Source organism: Variovorax sp. 10L426 (assembly GCF_056395305.1).
On the sequence record NZ_JBFTJF010000001.1, the window covers coordinates 484,237 to 502,325 of the forward strand.

Annotated in this window: 19 protein-coding genes and 1 pseudogene; 6 read left to right on the forward strand and 14 right to left on the reverse strand. The window is 64.2% G+C overall.

Going from position 1 to position 18,089, the window contains the following annotated elements:
* Positions 1-26 precede the first annotated feature (26 nt).
* The gene (locus tag AC1DHL_RS02435) at positions 27-548 is read right to left on the reverse strand and encodes a DUF2271 domain-containing protein (protein WP_478160323.1); all 522 of its coding nucleotides are present in this window, start codon (positions 546-548) and stop codon (positions 27-29) included.
* A gap of 19 nt (positions 549-567) precedes the next feature.
* Positions 568-1,212, reverse strand: a complete 645-nt coding sequence (locus AC1DHL_RS02440; RefSeq protein WP_478160325.1) for a PepSY-associated TM helix domain-containing protein — start codon at positions 1,210-1,212, stop codon at positions 568-570.
* Positions 1,213-1,393: 181 nt separating this feature from the next.
* Between AC1DHL_RS02440 and AC1DHL_RS02445 the strand changes: the two genes are divergently transcribed.
* Positions 1,394-1,777, forward strand: a complete 384-nt coding sequence (locus tag AC1DHL_RS02445; protein WP_478160327.1) for a hypothetical protein — start codon at positions 1,394-1,396, stop codon at positions 1,775-1,777.
* Here the strand turns inward: AC1DHL_RS02445 and AC1DHL_RS02450 are convergent.
* A complete protein-coding gene (locus AC1DHL_RS02450) occupies positions 1,774-2,148 on the reverse strand; it encodes a RidA family protein (RefSeq protein ID WP_478160329.1) in 375 nt (124 codons plus the stop codon). The two genes, AC1DHL_RS02445 and AC1DHL_RS02450, sit on opposite strands and share 4 nt — an antisense overlap.
* Before the next feature lie 8 nt (positions 2,149-2,156).
* Entirely contained in the window at positions 2,157-3,353 is a 1,197-nt protein-coding gene (locus tag AC1DHL_RS02455; protein ID WP_478160404.1) for an amino acid aminotransferase, read from the reverse strand.
* A 142-nt stretch (positions 3,354-3,495) separates the two neighbouring features.
* Here AC1DHL_RS02455 and AC1DHL_RS02460 point away from each other — a divergent pair, with 142 nt between their 5' ends.
* Positions 3,496-3,981 (forward strand): Lrp/AsnC family transcriptional regulator, encoded by a 486-nt coding sequence (locus AC1DHL_RS02460; RefSeq protein WP_478160330.1) that lies wholly within the window; start codon positions 3,496-3,498, stop codon positions 3,979-3,981.
* A 22-nt stretch (positions 3,982-4,003) separates the two neighbouring features.
* Here the strand turns inward: AC1DHL_RS02460 and AC1DHL_RS02465 are convergent, their stop codons facing one another.
* Both AC1DHL_RS02465 and AC1DHL_RS02470 read right to left on the reverse strand, forming a co-directional pair.
* Positions 4,004-4,570 (reverse strand): methyltransferase family protein, encoded by a 567-nt coding sequence (locus tag AC1DHL_RS02465; protein ID WP_478160332.1) that lies wholly within the window; start codon positions 4,568-4,570, stop codon positions 4,004-4,006.
* Positions 4,571-4,601: 31 nt separating this feature from the next.
* Positions 4,602-5,189, reverse strand: coding sequence for a VOC family protein (locus tag AC1DHL_RS02470; protein WP_478102136.1), 588 nt, complete (start codon positions 5,187-5,189; stop codon positions 4,602-4,604).
* 123 nt (positions 5,190-5,312) lie between these two features.
* Between AC1DHL_RS02470 and AC1DHL_RS02475 the strand changes: the two genes are divergently transcribed.
* On the forward strand, positions 5,313-6,275 hold the full coding sequence (locus AC1DHL_RS02475; protein WP_478102134.1) for a helix-turn-helix domain-containing protein: 963 nt from the start codon (positions 5,313-5,315) through the stop codon (positions 6,273-6,275).
* On the opposite strand, the gene AC1DHL_RS02480 is transcribed toward AC1DHL_RS02475, so the two are convergent.
* The gene (locus AC1DHL_RS02480; protein WP_478102132.1) at positions 6,256-7,221 is read right to left on the reverse strand and encodes an AraC family transcriptional regulator; all 966 of its coding nucleotides are present in this window, start codon (positions 7,219-7,221) and stop codon (positions 6,256-6,258) included. The two genes, AC1DHL_RS02475 and AC1DHL_RS02480, sit on opposite strands and share 20 nt — an antisense overlap.
* A complete protein-coding gene (locus AC1DHL_RS02485; RefSeq protein WP_478160334.1) occupies positions 7,218-8,258 on the reverse strand; it encodes a catalase family peroxidase in 1,041 nt (346 codons plus the stop codon). Before AC1DHL_RS02485 ends, AC1DHL_RS02480 begins: the two co-directional genes overlap by 4 nt.
* 334 nt (positions 8,259-8,592) lie before the next feature.
* On the opposite strand from AC1DHL_RS02485, the pseudogene AC1DHL_RS02490 reads away from it, so the two are divergent.
* Positions 8,593-8,778: pseudogene (locus tag AC1DHL_RS02490) on the forward strand (helix-turn-helix transcriptional regulator); the annotation flags it as partial.
* A gap of 90 nt (positions 8,779-8,868) precedes the next feature.
* Here the strand turns inward: AC1DHL_RS02490 and AC1DHL_RS02495 are convergent.
* The 6 genes from AC1DHL_RS02495 to AC1DHL_RS02520 all read right to left on the reverse strand — a co-directional run bounded on the left by AC1DHL_RS02495 (position 8,869) and on the right by AC1DHL_RS02520 (position 16,434).
* Positions 8,869-9,258, reverse strand: coding sequence for an alpha/beta fold hydrolase (locus AC1DHL_RS02495; RefSeq protein ID WP_478102381.1), 390 nt, complete (start codon positions 9,256-9,258; stop codon positions 8,869-8,871).
* Between the two features lie 68 nt (positions 9,259-9,326).
* Entirely contained in the window at positions 9,327-11,282 is a 1,956-nt protein-coding gene (locus AC1DHL_RS02500) for a putative Ig domain-containing protein (RefSeq protein WP_478160336.1), read from the reverse strand.
* A 91-nt stretch (positions 11,283-11,373) separates the two neighbouring features.
* Positions 11,374-12,429, reverse strand: coding sequence for an adenylate/guanylate cyclase domain-containing protein (locus tag AC1DHL_RS02505; protein WP_478160338.1), 1,056 nt, complete (start codon positions 12,427-12,429; stop codon positions 11,374-11,376).
* On the reverse strand, positions 12,422-12,763 hold the full coding sequence (locus AC1DHL_RS02510) for an Hpt domain-containing protein (protein ID WP_478102123.1): 342 nt from the start codon (positions 12,761-12,763) through the stop codon (positions 12,422-12,424). The genes AC1DHL_RS02505 and AC1DHL_RS02510 overlap by 8 nt, the downstream gene beginning before the upstream one ends.
* Position 12,764: 1 nt before the next feature.
* Entirely contained in the window at positions 12,765-15,914 is a 3,150-nt protein-coding gene (locus AC1DHL_RS02515; protein WP_478160340.1) for a GAF domain-containing hybrid sensor histidine kinase/response regulator, read from the reverse strand.
* 112 nt (positions 15,915-16,026) lie between these two features.
* The gene (locus AC1DHL_RS02520; RefSeq protein WP_478160342.1) at positions 16,027-16,434 is read right to left on the reverse strand and encodes a hypothetical protein; all 408 of its coding nucleotides are present in this window, start codon (positions 16,432-16,434) and stop codon (positions 16,027-16,029) included.
* Positions 16,435-16,582: 148 nt separating this feature from the next.
* Between AC1DHL_RS02520 and AC1DHL_RS02525 the strand changes: the two genes are divergently transcribed.
* Both AC1DHL_RS02525 and AC1DHL_RS02530 read left to right on the forward strand, forming a co-directional pair.
* Complete coding sequence (locus tag AC1DHL_RS02525) at positions 16,583-17,461, forward strand: RNA polymerase sigma-70 factor (RefSeq protein WP_478160344.1); 879 nt, start codon at positions 16,583-16,585, stop codon at positions 17,459-17,461.
* A 113-nt stretch (positions 17,462-17,574) separates the two neighbouring features.
* Positions 17,575-18,054, forward strand: a complete 480-nt coding sequence (locus AC1DHL_RS02530) for a carboxymuconolactone decarboxylase family protein (RefSeq protein ID WP_478160346.1) — start codon at positions 17,575-17,577, stop codon at positions 18,052-18,054.
* The last annotated feature ends 35 nt before the right edge of the window (positions 18,055-18,089 follow it).

Below are 18,089 nucleotides of genomic sequence, written 5' to 3' on the forward strand. Positions count from 1 at the left end.
CCCTTGGTGGCTAAGTAATGATCAGATCAGGGCCGGAGTTCGAGCTTGATGTCGCCCAGTTCGCTGTTGCCCGTGACAGCCAGCTGATCGCCCTGCGTCGGCGGCCACTGGAAGGGGATGCTGACGATTTCGCGTCCGCCCACTTCGCGCGCCGCTTCGACGTAGAGCTTGTAGGCGCCCGGTGCAAGCTTGGGCAACGCCACCGAACCCTCGGTGAAACTGAGCTCATGCTTGCCCGCTGGCCGGGTCGCGCTGCTCACGCCATCGACGGGCATCTGCAATTCGCGGCCCGTCCGCCGCCACCACTGGCGCAAGTCCTTGAGCCACTTGGTGCCTTCGCCCTCGGCGCTCCCCTTGTTCTTGATGTCGTACCAGACGGCCAGTGTCGTCGCGACCGATTGGTCGGGGCGCTCGATCCAGGCAGCGACATAGGGGCGGTGGTACTCCGCGACATTGAGGCGTGGGACTTCGATGTTGACCGAGAGACCCGCCGCAAAGGCCGGTGCGCCGAACAGCGCGGCGAGGGCGAGTGAATAGCGAACTTGCACGGGAACCTTTCTCCTGAAATCAATGAATGAACAGCAATGCGAGCAGCATCGGTATCACCAGGCCCATACCCACCATCGGCCATGTGAAAGGCCGGTTGCCGGCGTGCATCTTGAGGATGAACAAGCCTGTGATCGAGAACACCAGCGCGGCGGCCGCGAAGATGTCGATGAACCAACTCCAGGCCGCACCTGTGTTGCGGCCTTTGTGCAGATCGTTCAAGTAGGACAGCCAGCCGCGATCCGTGCGCTCGTATTCGGCCTCCCCATCGGCAAGGCCGACCCGCAGCCAAGCGTCGCCGCCGGGACGCGGCAGCGAAAGATAGATTTCGTCGTCCGACCATTCGGCTTCGCGGCCCGAGGTCTCGACGGCCCATTGCCGGCGCACCCACGCCTGAAGTTCGTCGGGGAGCTCCGACTTGCCCTTCCGCGCCTTGACCGCGGAAGCCTGCTGCACGAGTCGCTCGCGCAATGCGGAATCAACCGTGCCCGTACGACTCGTGATACGGGGTTTTGCCTCGATGCCTGCTGCGTGATTGAGCGTGAATCCCGTGACGGCGAACATCATCATTCCAATCAGGCAGACCGCCGAACTGACCCAATGCCATTCGTGCAGGGTCTTGAGCCAATAGGCGCGGCGGCGGTTGTCAGGAGACGTGGCGATCATTTGAGGCGCCGATTCTAGTCTCACAAATGAGAATGAATGTTATTCGCGGAGGCGACTTTGCCCTGAAAAATGGCAACATGCGCCCGTGAAGCCCCGAACCTGTCGAGATATGTCGCTATGACATTGATAGCAGATGAAGTTTGGTAAAGGCGAGGATGACGGGGCGCATACTGCAACCGTCATGAACCTGGATCCGTTCGTTCGCGTCGATGAAACGCCTTTCTCGGCCTCGAGAGAAGAGATCCTGAAGACAAGAGGCGAGCCAAGAAGCACATGCCGGAACGACATCGGACTCCATGAGCTCGACTACGAATCCGTCGTCTACCGATTCCAGGACTGCGGCAGGTTGGAAGAGATCACTCTGAAAGCACCCGTGGTGAATATCGGCAATCTGTCAGTGCCCTTTGCCGCACTGGCGTCCTTCGTTCGAATCACGGATTCGACGGTATTCGAGAAAGCGGGCTTTCTCATTTCTCCGAAGTTCGGAATCGCCTTCGTTCCGGATGAGCCCTTCTGGGTCACCGCACTCGCCGCCCACTGCATTGACGCGTGGCGCGAGATTTAAGGGAAGACCGCGTACGCCACGATCTCGATCTTCATGCCCGGAACCACCAGGCCCGCCACGCCCATGCTGGAGCGGTTCGGATAGGGCGCCTCGAAGAATTGCCGGTAGACCTCGTCGATGACCGGCATGTCCTTGACGTCGGTCATGTAGATCAATACCTGGGCGACGTCGCGGAGATCGCCGCCGGCCGCACGCACCGCTTGCTGCAGGTTCGCAAACGTCAGCCGCGCCTGCTCGGCAATCGGGCCGACGTCGATGCTCCCGTCCGCACGTACAGGACCATGGGCAGTGAACAGCAGGCCCGATGCCTTGACCGCCCACGAGAAGGGCTGCCTGAGCGGCGGCAGTCCGGTGTCGATGACCTCCTTCATGTCGCCGATCAGCCCAGAACGGCCGCCATGGCCTGCGCCACGTGGTTGACGTTGTTCGTCGTCAGTCCCGACAGGCAGAGGCGGCCGGACCGTACCAGGTACACGGCATGTTCGTCGCGCAATTGGTCGACCTGTGCCGGCCTCAATCCCGTGTAGCTGAACATGCCTCGCTGCGTGAGGAAGTAGTCGAAGTTCCGCCGCCCGTTGAATGTCTCGTTGAGCACGGCATGGAGGCGCTGGCGCATATCGCGGATACGCCCGCGCATCTCGGCAGTCTCGCTCCTCCATTGCGCGAAGAGCGACGGGTCCTGCAGCACGCGGGCGACTACGCGCGCACCATGCGTGGGCGGCGTCGAGTAGTTGCGTCGCACCGTGGCCTTGAGTTGACCCAGCACGATGTCGGCCGCCGACTGACTGGCGCACACCACGCTCAGACCACCGCAGCGCTCGCCGTACATCGAGAAGTTCTTGGAGAACGAATTCGCGACGAAGAACTGCAAGCCGGCATCCGCCATGGCCCTCACGGCGAACGCATCTTCTTCCAGGCCATCGCCGAAGCCCTGGTAGGCAATGTCGATGAAGGGAATCAGCTCGCGATCGCGCAGCACGGGAATGAGCGCCCGCCATTGCAGGACCGACAGGTCGACGCCGGTCGGGTTGTGACAACTCGCGTGCAACAGCACGATGCTGCGGCGGGGCAGGGTGCTCAAGGTCGACAGCATCTCGTCGAAACGCAGCCCGCCGGTGGCCGCGTCGTAGTAGGGATAGGTCTGCACCTTCAGCCCCGCGCCCTCGAAGATCGCGTGATGGTTCTCCCAGGTCGGATCGCTGACCCAGATGCCGTTCCCCTCGAAATAGCGATGCAGGAAGTCGGCGCCGACCTTCAGCCCGCCGGAGCCGCCCAAGGTCTGCAGCGTGGCGATGCGGCCAGCGGTCACGGCCTCATGGCCTTCACCGAAGAGCAGGCGCTGCACGCCCGTGCGGAAATCTGCCAGGCCTTCGATCGGCAGGTAGGGGCGCGGCCCGGGATCCCGCAGCAGTGCCGCTTCCGCCTGCCGCACCGATGGGAGCACGGGCAGTCGGCCTTCGTTGTCGAAATAGACGCCGATGCTCAGGCTCACCTTCTGCGGTCGCAGGTCTTTCTGGAACGACTCCATCAACGAAAGGATCGGGTCGCCTGCGTAGGGCGGAACGTGGTCGAACAGGGAGATGGCAGCGGTGTTCATGGACGAGGGATGGAAGTGGAGGAAGGCAATTCGTGGATTTTTTTCGAGTCGGTCAGCTTTGCCAAGAACGTTTTTCCGTCTGCATAATTTGACCTTCATAGAGCAATTTTTAGGTTGATTTATGCATTCCGAACTGGATGACATCGACCGCCAGTTGCTGACGGCGCTCCAGCACAACGCCCGCCTCACCACTGGCGAACTTGCACAGATGACGGGCCTGTCGCAATCGCCGTGCTGGCGCCGCATCCGCCGCCTGGAAGAGTCGGGCCTGATCGACGGCTATCACGCGCGCCTCGATCGGCGTGGTCTGGGCTACGGCGTGGTGGCCTTCGTCAGCATCAGCATCGATTTCCAGAACGAGGCCCGCTCCACCGAGTTCGTGGACGCCGTGCACGCCATCCCGGAGGTGGTGATGTTCCATGGCATCACCGGGACAGCAGACTTCCTGCTGATGGTGATCGCCAAGGATCTCGATGTTTATTCGGAGCTGCTGCAGAACAAGCTGCACCGCCTACCGGGCGTGAGGCAAGTGCAAACGAGCTTTTCGCTTCAGGAGTTCAAGCGGTATGACGATTTGCCGATTCCGTCGGCAGACGCACAGCACTAACGATCGCGATCACTGTTGCGCGCTACAACACGAACGGCACAAATCGACGCGTACGCCGCATGTAGTCCTGATACGCCTCGCCGAAATGCGAGAGACACTCCTGCTCTTCGCGAAACGCCGTAATGAAGAGCAGGGCCGTCGCCGCCATCGCCAGCACGAGCCCCAGCCATGTGAACCGCTGGAGGAAGATGCCCCACGTCAGGCAGATCAGCGCGGTGTACATCGGGTGGCGAATGAAGCGGAACGCGCCGACAGTCACCAGACTGGTCGTCTTCTCGAATCCGATCAGGGCGTCATCCTTGCGTGCTTCTTCACTCGGATGACCGAAACGCCTCAACAGAACAAACGCGTGCAGCGGAAGCCAGATCGAGGTGATGAAGAGCACCAGCGCCACCAGTTGCCGCGGCGTGAGCGGATCGTCACCCCACACAGGCAGGTTGATCCAGATCAGCCCGAGGATGCACTCCCACGCAAAGAACCGATAGAAGCCGTGAGACCGCGGACGCCTGATGGCTCCGCGCGACAAGTAAAGGAGCGCCGAACTCACGACGACGAAAGTGGGTCCGTAGGCCGCAAAGGGGAGAAGCATCCGCTTCGTTGGACGAAACTTGAGAAGACGGTCAGTCGGCAACGGCCGGATGGCGCAGCGGGGCCACCGGCAGATGCACGGTGCGATGCAGGAAGGTCGACTCCGGCTCCCCGGCGCGCAGTCGCGCGACCAGCTCGTCGGGATCGAATTCCACGCCGATCGGATTCTGCGCGAACCCCGGGCCTTCCATGAAGGCGCTGGCCTCCTCGTTGGTCGAATAGGCGTCGACCTGAAACTCCATCCGGTTTCCGTCGGGGTCCCCGTAGTACAGCGACACGGTGATGCCGTGATGCAGGCACCAGTACGGCAGGATGCCGAGCTCCTTCAGTTGGGCGTAGTTCTCTGCAAGGTCGCGCAATGACGCATAGGTGTAGGCCACATGATCGACGCCGACCAGGTCCTGCCTGCGCCTCGGTCCATCCGGCGCGAATACCGAGAGGTTCAGGAAAGCGACGCGATGGTGCTCGTCGTCATAGCTGACGAAGGCAAGCCCCGGGTTATGGTGCCGGATCTTGGCGTCCAGCACGGTCTGATACCACCGGATCATCTCGTCGAAACGATAGGTGCGATAGACCACGTGGACGAACTTGGCCGGACGGATGCGGGGCGCTTCTGTCATCTCGATTCCCATTCAAGTGCTGCGAGACAGCAGCGGACACTAGCATCTTCGGATGTATTTTGGAATGCGTACTCGCGATCCAAGATTGACTTCGCCTAACGCCGCCGACATCATCGGCGGCGCATGAACGCCTCCCTTCCCGCGATACGCATCTGGTCGACCAACCAGGTCGCCGCCGCCGCGCGGCTAGATTACTTTGCCGATGCGGTCTCGTCCTCGCTGACGCCCATGTCGGTGCACGGGGCGGCAAGCGGGCCGTTCCACGCTCACGTCAGGATGGCCGAGCTCGGCTCGATCACCATCCTGCAGACAGGCGGGAGTGGGCACAAGGCGGTCCGCGGGCATTCGGAAATCGCGCGAAGCAGCGAGCACAGCTATCACCTGATCGTGAACCGGAGCGCGCGCTGCGATCTCGAGCACCGCAGCAACATCCGGCTGTTGGCGGGCGACGCGGTGCTTGTCGATTCGCGCTACGGCCATCGCTTCGGGCTGGGCGACGACCATGCGCACCTCCACGTCAAGCTGAGCCCTGACTGGCTGCGCACGTGGGTGCCCAATCCCGATGCCCTGCTGGGTCGTGCCTTGCCGCGCGAATCGCCTTGGGGTCGGGCGATGGTCGCCTTTGCCAGGGAGCTTTCGCCCGAGCTTGCAGTGTCGTCGCCGTTGCCCGCCAAGGTGCTTGCCGATCAGATCGGATCGCTTCTGGCGCTGACGGCCCACGAGCTCACCGCCGCCCAGGTGCCGGCATCGCCGTCAACTGCGGGACTGCGCGAGCGCATCCACGATTGCATTGCGCAGCGATGCACGGAGATGGAACTCGATGCGACCCAGGTTGCGAGCTCGCTCAATGTCTCGCAGCGCACTCTGCATCGTGCGCTGGCAGCGCATGGAGAGGCCTTCGGCACAGTCCTCATCGTGGCGCGTTGCGAGACGGCCATGCGCATGCTCCAGTCGCCGGCAATGGACCGCCTCACCCTCGAACAGATCGGTCGCCGCGCGGGCTTTCGCAATCCTTCGCATTTTTCGCAGACGATGCGACGCCGCTTCGGCGTGAATCCAGGTCAGATCAGAAATCGTCGCGCCTGATTTCGGCCGGGGTGCGCCCATGCAGGCGCCGAACGGCCCGGGACATCGCGGCAGTCCCCGAAAAGCCTGCGCGCGCAGCGATCTCCTCAACGCCGATGGACCGGAATGTGCGCGATTCGAGCATACGTACGGCCGAGTCCACGCGCGCCGAAACCAATACGGCTTGGAAGCTCTCGCCGAATGCGAGCAGCGTGCGCTCAACGGTCATTGCAGGTTGCCGCAGCGCGGCGGCCACCGCGTCGACATCGAGCAGAGGATCGGTGCAACGCAGTGCGATGCAAGCTTTGATCTTTTCCCGGAGCGCGCTTTCGGCAGCGGATGGTTTGCAGGCAGAGTCGCCAACCTGCGCGCCGATCAGCGACAGCAGTGCGCCCAATTGATCGGCAACGAGCCGTGGTGCGATGGGCGCCGTCGACACCCATTGCGGTGACAGCGCCGAGGCGAAACTGGCCAGCGCGTGGCCCCACCCGGCGTCCCTGGGGATGACGCGGCCCACGAGCATGCGCGGGTCCGGCAGCCATCGATGCACCCAATCCTCTTCGAGCTTGAGGTGGATCACGTCGAAATCGTGGTGAATGTCGATCTCGTGCCCGAAGCGGGAGTCGGTCAGCACGGCGTCGCCGGGCCGCAGTTGCAGCCGCGTGCGATGTTCGATGGTCCATTCCGTCGCCAGATTCACGATCAGGTGGTAGGTGTGCACCAGATCGCGGCGCAAGTCCGTGGCGCGGCGGAACGAGCGGTGCGCCGTTCCGACCTGCCGGATGACGGTGAGTCCCTCCAGCGTGACCGATTCGATGTCCGTTTGAAGCAAGAGCGGCGTGTCGCACGCCGCATGCATCGGTATCAACGCGGACGACAGTGCCTCGGAGAAATACTCGAATCGTTGCGCCGCCGGCACCGCCTGGGTGGACCAGCGCACCACCTCCAGCGGGCGACCAGGACTCACTGCCGCGCGCCGAACGAGATGGGATACGCCGAGGTCCTCAGCGTCAGCATGGGATCGGCGGCTTCGATTCCTGCGTGCGGCTGCCCCGGGAGAAAGAGCGTCTGCTTGTCCGTTGCCGGGTCGGCGGCCAGCGACTTGATGGTGATGGTTCCCAGCTTGGCGAGCTTCCGGTTGTCCGGCCAGGCGATCGATGGGTCATCGATCTTGTCGCCGCTGTCGGCGACCTGGGCATACCAGTCGAAGACGACAGGACCTTTCGCGACGCGCTGGGCGAGTTCTTCGCGCAGGTAATCCGGCCCTTTCGCCTTGGCCTCGTCAGGTGACAGATAGTGCTCGCCCGCACGCGGAACGAAGCGATAGCGTACGTGGGTCGACTTGCCGTCAACGTTGGTGTACTTGACCGAGTTCACACCGAAGTAGGCGGCCGTTGCATAGGAAACAGGCGGCGGCTTTTGCGTCGTGAGGAAAGTCTTGGCGACCGGATGCGTGGCCAAGAAGCGCTCCACCGGTGTCGGGTGTTGGGCATCCGGCCCGCTGGCTCCGACACTGCGCAGCAAGGCCGCGAACTCGTCGCTGTTCGACGTCGGAAATCCGTTGAAACTGTGCGTGACCACGTCGAAGGCTTCACCGTCCTTGGCCTTGATCTTGACGGCGAAGCCACGCGGGTTCGCTTCGGGGATGTTGTCAGGGACGTCCGGAATACCGGTGAAGTCCGAGAAGCGCACCGTCACCAGGTATACGCCACCCGCGAAGATCGGTGCCTTGGAAAGCGCCTTGGCGCCCTGGGCCGGCGCGAAGCTGCCTTGAAGGATGATGCCTTTGGCGTGGACCGCGCGGGCATGGTGCTCGCCGAAGGCCGTGTGCAATGCGTCCACAAGGTCCTTTGGTGACTGGTTCGGAACTATCGTCTCCGGCGCGGCAGCAGCCGGAATGGGCAGCGTTGCGGCCATCAGGCCACTGATGGTCAAGGCAACAGCGATGCTGAGTTGCGCCGCTCGAAGAGGCATCTTGTTGAGGTCGTCGGCCGGATCGCACATGGTAGGAACTCCTTGCAGGTTGGGCCGCACCGTCGCGGCGAGAGTCATTCTTCGCCCAAAGCGCGCGCCGGTTTGTGCTGAAACTGCCAGCACACCGACGTGTCTGTCCTCTGCGTGCCAAACTCTCCAACAGGCATGTATGCGTCGATACGCTCGGCCCGACGCGACGCCGTCGCCCAGCATCGGAGGTCCCATGGAAACACTGAATCGCGTGACGCATGGAGATCCCGTGATTCATCTCGACCCTCCGCGTGGCGGCCTTGCGCCACGCGCACTGCGACGGGTCCGTGAACACGGGGAAGCGCGTCTCGCCGAAAAGATCGACCTCGCGACGATGGCCGGGCTCGCGGGCCTTTCGCCGCCGCATTTCGCACGTGCCTTCAAGCAGAGTGTCGGGACGCCGCCTTATCGCTACGTGCTGCGGAGGCGTATCGATCTCGCGACGCGCCTGCTCGAGAACACCGACCGCCCGCTCGCCGACATCGCGCTCGATGTCGCCTTCTACTGCCAGAGTCATTTCGCGCGGACCTTCGGCATCTGGTCGGTGAAACGCCGCGTGTCTATCGCCGCAAGCACCGCCGCTGACACGGTGGCTGCGGGTGCCTTCAGTTCAAGGCGTTGGGCTGTTCAAGAAGCGGGTCAGCGCATCCCTCGTCGCTTGCAGCGCCTCTTCCATCAGCCAGTGGCCCGCGCCCGGGACCACCACACCTTCCACATGACTGGCGACCAGCCGCCCCTGCGTGACAAGGAACTCGCGGGATGCCTTCTCGCCGCCGAGCACGAGCATCGGCATGGGCATCGGTAGCGGCGGTCGGCTTCGGGAATCGAATGCCCTGGAGTCGGCCGCGAAGCCGTTCCAGAAGTGCTCCAGATAGATGCGCTCGCGGCCTTTCACGAGTTTTTCCGGTGTCTCTCCGTAGAAGTTGAAATGCCACTTGTCGCGCAACAGCCAGACTTTCTGCCAGTCCCCGACGCCGGGCAAGAACGCGTCCATCAGCACGATGCTCTCGACCTCCGCCTGCGGCGCCCGCGGGTGCTATCAAGAAATGCGCGTCCTTTGTCTCGGTCCTACGGAGCGCTCAATTCCGCCGAAGCGAGAGAGCCGAGGTCGTACCCTCCTGCGATCAGCACATTGCCATTCGACAGCAGGGTCGCAGTGTGGAAGTAACGCGGCGAGTGCAAAGATCCGGTCATCGTCCACTGCCCGGCCGCAGGGTCGTAGCGCTCGGCCGTCCCCAGAGTGACGTCGTTGTCGTAGCCGCCCGCGACCTGGACCCTGCCATCGAACATAAGCGTCGCGGTATCGCCGGTGCGTGGAGTGCTCATGGAGGCGGTCGGCGTCCAGTGGCCGGTGCCTGGGTCGTAGAGTTCCGCCGAGGCAAGTGAGGTACCACCGCCGAATCCGCCTGCGACCAGCACCTTGCCACTTGGCAGCAGGGTCGCGGTGTGGGTCAGGCGAGCGGTCGCCATGGCGTCGGTCGCCAACCACTGGCCGGCGACGGGGTCGTAGCGTTCCGCGCTGGCAATAGCACCGGTGCCGGCGAATCCTCCCGCAACCAGCACCGTGCCATTTGGCAACAGCGTCGCGGTGAAGACGCTTCGCGCTGCGCTCATGGGGCCGGTAGCCGTCCAGTGGCCTGTGGCGGGGTCGTAAAGCTCTGCCGTGGTGAGATAGGACGCGCCATCGAACCCGCCCGCCACCAGGACCTTGCCATTCGGAAGAAGGGTCGCGGTATGGCCGCTGCGAGCAACGCTCATCGAATCGGTCGGCGTCCACACGCCGGTCGCGGGATCGAAGAGTTCGGCGGTCGCCCAATCGCCGCCGCTGTACTCCCCGCCCGCCACCAGCACTCGGCCATCCGGCAGCAGGGTGGCCGTGTGAAAGAAGCGCGAATCGCGCATGGAGCCGACTCCCACCCAAACGCCGGCACCAGGATCGAAGGACTCTGCCGTGGCCAGAGTGCCGGCGTCGTCGTAGCCCCCGGCGACCATCACTCTGCCATTGGGCAGCAGGGTCGCGGTATGGCTGGTGCGAGCGTGGCTCATCGGGGCGATCGATGTCACAGAGCCCGCAGCTACGACCCTGATGTTCACGATGGTCGTGACCGAGCCCACCTCATTGCTGCCCGTCACAAGGTAGTCGGCTGCAGCCTGATCGTTGAGTGGCGTACCGGAGATGACACCGGACACGGCGTCGATGCTCAGCCCCGCAGGCAGCGGGGTGTTTGCCGCAAACACGCTGATCGCACCGCCGGTGCTGTATGGGTAGTTGGGCGAGATGGGAGTGCCCACCCAGTACAAGGCCATCGAATACTGATAGCCCAGCAAGGTGGGCGGCAAGCGCAGGTCGACAACCTGAATCTGCAGCGTGGTCGTGGTCGAACCGGCACTGTTGCTCGCAGTCACTGTGAAACTGGTTCTTGCGGCGACGCGGCTGGGCGTGCCGGAGATGACACCCGTGACGGGGTCCATCACCAATCCGTCGGGCAACGCGGGCTGCACGGCAAAGCCGCTGACGTCGCCGCCCGACAGTGACGGATGGTTCGGCGGAATGGGCTGACCGACCGTGTACTCGGCATCCTGATTTCCGTAGTTCAAGTTCGAGGGCGGCTCTGCCTTGGCAACGACCGAGATCTGCAGGCGCGTCGTGACCGAGCCCTCGAAGTTGGCGCCCCTGACGGTGTAGGTCGCCGGAGCGGCCAGCACGCGCGGTGTGCCGCTGACGACGCCACTCGTCGGATCGATCTGGAGGCCGTCCGGCAGCGCCGGAAACACCGTGTAGCGCAGGATCCTTCCGCCACTGCTGCTCGGGACATTGGGTTCGATCGGCTGGCCCATCTGGTAGACGACCGTATCGCGCACGTAGTGCAGACCCGCGGGCGGCACCGTGACCGAACCGGCACCACCAATCGGGAAACTGAAGCCGCCACCGCCTCCTCCGCATGAACTCACGCACAGGATTGCGAGAAAACTGAGCACCCATGCCAGAAGGCGGGGCGCGACTTGCCACGTCGCGTTCTTCATTTCAGTCTCCGTCCCTCGTCGGGGATGGAGACTATGCGCCTAATCTCTGTTCAAGAACAGTTGTACGAACTTGCCGCACCCTGCGAGGTGATCACACGTTCGGCTGTCCCGCCCCGACCGCATACACCTCGACCGGCGCCGCCTTTCCACGGAACATCGCCGGCCCGAGGTGCTCGGCCGGAATGCGCCCGTCGAGCGCCGCACAGGTCGCGGGATCGATCAGGATCGACCGCTTCGCGAGCTTGGTGTGTTCTTCCAGCCGCGCGGCAAGGTTGACCGTGTCGCCGATGCAGGTGTAGGTCGCGCGCTGCTGCGTGCCGGTGTAGCCGGCGACCATCTCGCCGGTGGCGATGCCCACACCGATGCGGATCGCGGGCTTCGGCGTCGCGATGCGATCGACGTTCAGCAACTCGATCATCTCGATCATGTCCAGCGCTGCCCGCACGGCGGCCTCGCTGTGGCCGGGCAGCGGCAACGGGGCGCCAAAGATCGCCATCAAGCCGTCGCCGATCATCTGGTTCACCACGCCGCCATGGCCGTTGATGGCGTCGAACATCAGCGTGTAGTAGGTGTTGAGAAGCTCGATCGTCTCCTCGGGCGGTTGCGATTCCACCAGCGCCGTGAAGCCGCGGATATCGCAGAACATCACCGTGCCCTGCACGCGCCGCCCGCCGAGCGCAAAGCCCGATTGCTGCAGGTCCTGCGCGACTTCGGACGTCGCGAAACGGCGCACCATTTCCTTCTGCTGGTCGCGCAGGCGCTTCTTTTCAAGGCTGGCGCCGATGCGCGCTTTCAGCAACACCGGATTGATCGGCTTGTGCAGGTAGTCCTCGGCGCCCAGTTCGATGCAGCGCACGATGTTGGCCAGGCCTTCGAGTGACGAGGTCACGATCACCGGAACGTCACGCAGCTTCGGGTCGGCGGTCAGTTCCTCCAGCACCTGAAAGCCGTCCATCTCAGGCATCTCGATATCGAGCAGCAGGAGGTCGAAGGGCTCGCGCCGCAGCAGTTCCAAGGCGATGCGTCCGTTCTCCGCGCAGTAGACACCGTGGCCGTGCAGCTCGAGGCTGCGAGTCAGCAGCAGGCGATTAACCTTGTTGTCGTCTGCCACGAGAAGGCGGGCAGGTGCGTGACGCAGGTCAACCATGGGTCAGCTCCGTGAGGGTTGCGGCGACTCGCGCGTATTCCTGCGCCAGCGCGTCGAGCGCATTCAGCTGCGGTGCGGCTGGCAGCCCGCCCAGTTCCAGCTCGCGCGCCATCTCGCCGAGCGTGTGCGCGCCGAAGGTCATGCTGTTGGACTTGAGCGAATGAGCCGCGCGGCGGAAGGTATCAGCGTCTCCGGTAGCGAGCGACTCGCGGAGTTCGTCGAGCATGGTGGGCGCTTCTTCGAGAAAGGTCTGGACCAGTTCCTGGATGAAGTCGTCCCCTGCGGTTTCCTTCAGTTCGTTGAAGGTCGCAAGATCGATGGTCGCGTCGCTCATGTCATCGTTCCCTCCGCGTCGGTACGCTGTTCAATGCCTCGACCAGGCGATCGACACGGATCGGCTTGGTCAGGTAGTCGTCCATGCCCGCCTCCATGCACATCTCGCGATCTCCCTGCATCGCGTTGGCGGTCATCGCCACGATGCGCGGTCGCTTCGGCGCCGCGAGCAGCGAGCAGATCTGTCGCGTCGCATCCAGGCCGTCGAGTTCGGGCATCTGCACGTCCATCAGCACCACATCGTAGGCCTGGCGTTGCACCGACTCCACCGCCTCGATGCCGTTGGAAGCAAGGTCGGCCCGATAGCCCATCTGCTGAAGCAGGCGCGTCGCGAGTTTCTGGTTCACCGCGTTGTCTTCGGCAAGCAGGATGCGCAGCGGATGCCGTTGGGCCATCGACGGATCGACTCGGGCCTTGGTGTCGCCAACGGCGCGCGGCCTCGCGGCGGGCGCAACCAGGCTGAGCAGCGTATCGAACAGGTGGGACTGGCGGATCGGCTTCGCCAGATAGGCGTTGAACAGCGAATCGGCTTCGCCCACCTCGCGCCGGCCCACCGAACTGAAGAGCACCAGTGGCAGCGAGACACGGCGTGCCCGGATTCGCCGGGCCAACTCGACGCCGTCCATCTCGGGCATGTGCATGTCGAGGATCGCGAGATCGAAGCGCTCGCCCTCTTCGAGCCAGCGCAGGGCTTCGAGCGGCGACGGCGTGGCGCGCGTCTCCATGCCCCAATGGCCGGCCTGCAGCGAAAGCACGCGCCGGTTCGTCGCGTTGTCGTCGACGACAAGCATGCGCTTGCCCTGAAGCTCGGCGTGAACGCCACCGAAGTCGCGGCGACGGCTCGGCGGCAGTTGTGCCGTCGGCGCTTCGATCGTGAAGAAGAAAGTCGAGCCAGTGCCCGGGCCGTCGCTCTCGACCCACATGCGGCCGCCCATGAGTTCGGCCAAGCGTTTGCTGATCGCAAGCCCGAGGCCGGTGCCGCCATATTTGCGCGTCGTGCTGGAGTCGGCCTGCGAGAAAGACTTGAACAGACGGCCCATGCCTTCCGCCGAGAGGCCAATGCCCGTGTCGCGCACGGCAAAGGTCAGTGTCACCTTGCCCGTTGGAGCCGGCCGTGTATTGACCGTCAGCACTACTTCGCCGGCATCAGTGAATTTCACCGCATTGCTCAACAGGTTCAGCAGGATCTGTCGCAGCCGCGCGAGATCACCGCTCACGGCGGCAGGCACGTCACCCTCGAAGACGTAGGCCGTGTCGAGGTCCTTCTCCGTTGCACGCGCGCTCACCAGGTCGAGGGCGGACTCCACGCAGTCGCGCAAGTCGAACGGATGTGATTCGATGTCCATGCGCCCGGCCTCGATCTTCGAGTAGTCGAGGATCTCGTTGATGATGGTCAGCAGCGCATCGCCCGAATCGCGGATGGTCGCGACGTAGTCCTGCTGGTCGGCGTCGAGCTTCGTTTCGAGCAGCAGGCCGCTCATGCCGATCACCGCATTCATCGGGGTGCGGATCTCGTGGCTCATCGTCGCGAGGAACGCGCTCTTGGCTTCGTTCGCGGCCTCGGCCGCCGCACGCGCTTCCTGGGTCTGCTTGAACAGCGCCGCGTTCTGGATCGCGATCACGGCCTGGTCCGCGAAGGTCTTCAGCAGCTTGATTTCCTTCTCGGCGAACGGTCTGGGCGGCTGACGGGTGACATGGATCGACCCGATGTTCCGACCCTCCCACATGAGGGGAGCGACGATGACCGCGTAGCTGCCCATTTGCTCGGCCACCTCCCGCATGAACTGCGGCGCGTTCGGCGCGGCGAGCACATCCGCAAGGTGAAAGACCTCGGGCCCCAACATGCTCATGGATTTGATGACGGGCCGCGGGTAGTAGCGCTCCAGCACTTCGCGGGCAGAGCCCCGGTGCGCGCCCAGGTGCACCAGGCCGTCATCGCCGACCAGCGAGATGCCCACCTGATGGCCGGAAAACAGGCGCTGGCAGCTCTCCAGGATCTTGTCGAACACGGGCTGCGCGTCCGCCATGGAGCTGCTGATGACCTGGAGCACCTCGGCCGTCGCGGTCTGTCGGTCGAGCGTCTCCTGAGTCTCATCGAACAGGCGCGCGTTTTCCAGCGCGATGCCCATGCTCGCGGCCACTGTTTCGAGCAACTGGATTTCGCTGCGCCCGAAGGCGTATTCGCGTTCGTGGTTCTGCAGACCTATGACACCGAGTGCACGATCGCTGCCGATGATCGGGACCGCGACGATCGAATGCGCCCAGTCGGTGCCCGGCAACGGACGGAGTCCGGCCTTTGTCTGCTCCTCGCGCGTGTTCGTGACGCCGACCATGCGTGTGTGGAGTATTCGCGCCACCGGCTCGTCCGGCTGCAGCGGCCGGGCCGGCGGCAAGGGCAATGGCCGGTTGTGCTCGTAGCGGTAAAGCGCCTGGACGAAGTTCGTCCGGTCGTCCCACCACAGGATGGTGACGTCGCCGGAGTCGAACATCTCGCGCAGCTTGTCGCCCACCATGCGAATGACAGCCAGGAATTCCATCCGGGCCACCATGCCTTGCTGGATGCTGTTGACGAAAGTCAGCTCGCCGGCACGTTGCGCCAACTCGGCCGTCAGCTCGGCCAAACGGCGTTCCAGGCCCTCGCGGACGCAGGTGCCGTCGAGCGCCGCGGCGGCCTGCTGCGCCAACAGGGCGATCAGATCGCGATCGCAGTCATTGAAACGGCCGGCAGCGCCTTCGATGTCGGCATACAGGTAGCCGATGGGCGTTTGCTGCGAGATCAGCGGTGCGATCAGACACGAGCGCTGGGCCTTCGGTTCGGCGCCCTCCGGGCCGTGCCGCAGGCTCGCGGCGCGGGTACGGCGGGCTTCCGAGAGCCAGGGCCGGATCGCGGAGAGCAGGCTGGCGGCGTCTTCGCCTTTCGGAAGCATCGAGCCGGCGATGTGGAATTCCCCATCGACATCGAGCGCCAGCAGCACGCGCTGGGCGCCGGTGAGATCGGCCGCCTCGTCGACCAGGAACGAATGCAGCTCGGTCTCCGCGCGCAGCTCGTTCAGGCGCAGCCCGCTTCGGACCAGCCGCTCGAAAGGCTCGCGCGCCCGCGTGCCCGCGCGCGACGCGTGCACCGTCAAAGGCCGGGACCGGGACTCTGCCATGGGGGCGTTTGCCTCCTGCCGTCAAGGGGTTGATGCGTGGGGGCGCACACGGCGTGGAGTCTAGCGGCGAAGCGGATCGCGGGCACGCCCGGCCCGAGGCGCGCCAACCGGGTCAGTTGTACGCGACGATGAGGAGCACGTCGGACGGCTCGCTGGCCACGGCGCCGGGGCCCCTTGTGATCGACACCCTTCCGCCTGCCGCGCCGAAATGACAGCCACTGGCGGTGATGGGCTTCCCGTCCGTGCACTGAACGACGAGCGGCGTCTTGCCGCGTCCATCGACGAACACGTTCGCGCTCTGCTGGCTCTTCTGGAAGTCGATGACGACGCCGTTCGGCGATGCGGCGGAAGAGGCGGATTGCGGTTTGGATGAGACCTGTATGTCGAAGGGCGGCTCGACGATGCGTCCCGCGAAACGGATGGTCCCGCCGGCGGCGCTGGACACCATGGGTACGCACGCGATCGAGGTGGCCGCGAGGACGGCCCGGAGAAAGGAACGCGCGATACATGCTGGTCTCATGTCGAACTCCTTTTGATCCCGCCTTCGAAGCGGCATGAACCATGATGGATTGCGTGTCGTGAACTCCCCAATAGGGGGATTCCCGACGAAGGGATACGTACTATCCAACGTTGTCACAAATCCACCGCAGCCAACGTCTTGAACCGATATGGACGACCCAACCCACACTTTCGACCAGCTTCGCGCCCGCCTGCAGGGCATCGCCTATCGCATGCTGGGCTCCGTGGCCGAGGCGGAAGAGGTGGTGCAGGACGCCTGGCTACGCTGGCACGAGGCCGACCACGCGGAGCTCGACAGCGCCGAGGCCTGGCTGGTCACGATCACCACGCGGCTCTCGATCGACAGGCTTCGCACCGCGAAGGCGCGGCGCGAGCACTACGTCGGAATCTGGCTGCCCGAGCCGGTGCTGACCGACTCACCCGCAACGCCCGACGAGTTGCTCGAACGCGCAGACGAGGTGTCGGTCGCGTTTCTCATGCTGCTCGAACGGCTGTCGCCGGAGGCGCGCGCCGCCTTCCTGCTTCGCGAGGTCTTCGACGCGGACTACTCGGAGCTCTCCCGCGTGATCGGCAAGAGCGAAGCCGCCTGTCGCCAGCTGGTGCATCGCGCGAAGACGCAGATCCGCGACGAGCGCCCGCGCTATGAGGTCTCGCCCGATACCCATGAGCGCCTGCTGCGCGACTTCGCGGCGGCAGCGACGGGCGGCAACCTCGCGGCGCTGAAATCGATGTTGTCTGAAGACGCCGAACTCATCGGCGACGGCGGCGGCAAGGTGCCGAGCTTCGGCAAGCCGATCGTCGGGAGCCAGCGGATCGCCCAGCTTTACTTCGCCGCCAAGCGACGGCACGGCGATGGCCTGCGCGTCGAACTGGCGAACGTCAATGGCCAGTTGGGCCTGTTGCGCTTCGTCGACGGCGTGCTGGAATCGGCGCAGTCCTATGAGACGGACGGGGAGCGCATCGTGCGCATCCACGTGCAGCGCAATCCCGACAAACTGGCCCGGCTGGCCGCGGCTTTCGGGCACTGATGTCACAAACCGATCCGCTCCAACGTCTTGTGGGGGTGGACGCCAATTTTCATCACCGAGGCTCGCAAACATCGATGGCGTGCATGCGCGATGCCTCACCTATCGGAGTCAACATGAGTCAACGCATCAACCCCTTGCAGCATTCCCCCGAACTGCTCAAGAAATACCAGGAGTTCAACAACCTCTTGAAGGACAGCGCCATCGAACAGACGGTCCGCGACCTCGTCCAGATCCGCGCCTCGCAGATCAACGGCTGCGGCTTCTGCCTGGACATGCACGTCAAGGAGGCCCGGATTCACGGCGAACGCGAGTTGCGCATTCATCACCTGCCGATCTGGCGGGAGTCGTCGCTCTTCTCCCCGCGGGAGCGTGCCGCCCTGGCGTGGGCAGAGATCCTGACGCGGCTGCCCGAGCACGGCGTGCCGGACGACATCTATGACCGCGTGCGCACGCAGCTGTCCGAGAAGGAGCTCACCGATCTCAGCTTTGCGGTCATGGCGATCAACGGATGGAATCGCTTGAGCATCGGATTCAAGAGTGTTCCCGGCTCGGCCGACAAGGCTTTCGGGCTGGACAAGGCCCAGCTGAACTGATCTTCCGCGCAGGGGACACAGGAAGGCCAGGTCGG

What these genes read in the sequence shown, in the direction of transcription:
- AC1DHL_RS02440 (WP_478160325.1), bottom strand. Translation starts at nt 1,212, where the DNA reads ATGATCGCCACGTCTCCTGACAACCGCCGCCGCGCCTATTGGCTCAAG.
- AC1DHL_RS02445 (WP_478160327.1), top strand. Translation starts at nt 1,394, where the DNA reads ATGAACCTGGATCCGTTCGTTCGCGTCGATGAAACGCCTTTCTCGGCC.
- AC1DHL_RS02450 (WP_478160329.1), bottom strand. Translation starts at nt 2,148, where the DNA reads ATGAAGGAGGTCATCGACACCGGACTGCCGCCGCTCAGGCAGCCCTTC.
- AC1DHL_RS02460 (WP_478160330.1), top strand. Translation starts at nt 3,496, where the DNA reads ATGCATTCCGAACTGGATGACATCGACCGCCAGTTGCTGACGGCGCTC.
- AC1DHL_RS02465 (WP_478160332.1), bottom strand. Translation starts at nt 4,570, where the DNA reads ATGCTTCTCCCCTTTGCGGCCTACGGACCCACTTTCGTCGTCGTGAGT.
- AC1DHL_RS02470 (WP_478102136.1), bottom strand. Translation starts at nt 5,189, where the DNA reads ATGACAGAAGCGCCCCGCATCCGTCCGGCCAAGTTCGTCCACGTGGTC.
- AC1DHL_RS02475 (WP_478102134.1), top strand. Translation starts at nt 5,313, where the DNA reads ATGAACGCCTCCCTTCCCGCGATACGCATCTGGTCGACCAACCAGGTC.
- AC1DHL_RS02485 (WP_478160334.1), bottom strand. Translation starts at nt 8,258, where the DNA reads ATGTGCGATCCGGCCGACGACCTCAACAAGATGCCTCTTCGAGCGGCG.
- AC1DHL_RS02500 (WP_478160336.1), bottom strand. Translation starts at nt 11,282, where the DNA reads ATGAAGAACGCGACGTGGCAAGTCGCGCCCCGCCTTCTGGCATGGGTG.
- AC1DHL_RS02505 (WP_478160338.1), bottom strand. Translation starts at nt 12,429, where the DNA reads ATGGTTGACCTGCGTCACGCACCTGCCCGCCTTCTCGTGGCAGACGAC.
- AC1DHL_RS02510 (WP_478102123.1), bottom strand. Translation starts at nt 12,763, where the DNA reads ATGAGCGACGCGACCATCGATCTTGCGACCTTCAACGAACTGAAGGAA.
- AC1DHL_RS02515 (WP_478160340.1), bottom strand. Translation starts at nt 15,914, where the DNA reads ATGGCAGAGTCCCGGTCCCGGCCTTTGACGGTGCACGCGTCGCGCGCG.
- AC1DHL_RS02520 (WP_478160342.1), bottom strand. Translation starts at nt 16,434, where the DNA reads ATGAGACCAGCATGTATCGCGCGTTCCTTTCTCCGGGCCGTCCTCGCG.
- AC1DHL_RS02525 (WP_478160344.1), top strand. Translation starts at nt 16,583, where the DNA reads ATGGACGACCCAACCCACACTTTCGACCAGCTTCGCGCCCGCCTGCAG.
- AC1DHL_RS02530 (WP_478160346.1), top strand. Translation starts at nt 17,575, where the DNA reads ATGAGTCAACGCATCAACCCCTTGCAGCATTCCCCCGAACTGCTCAAG.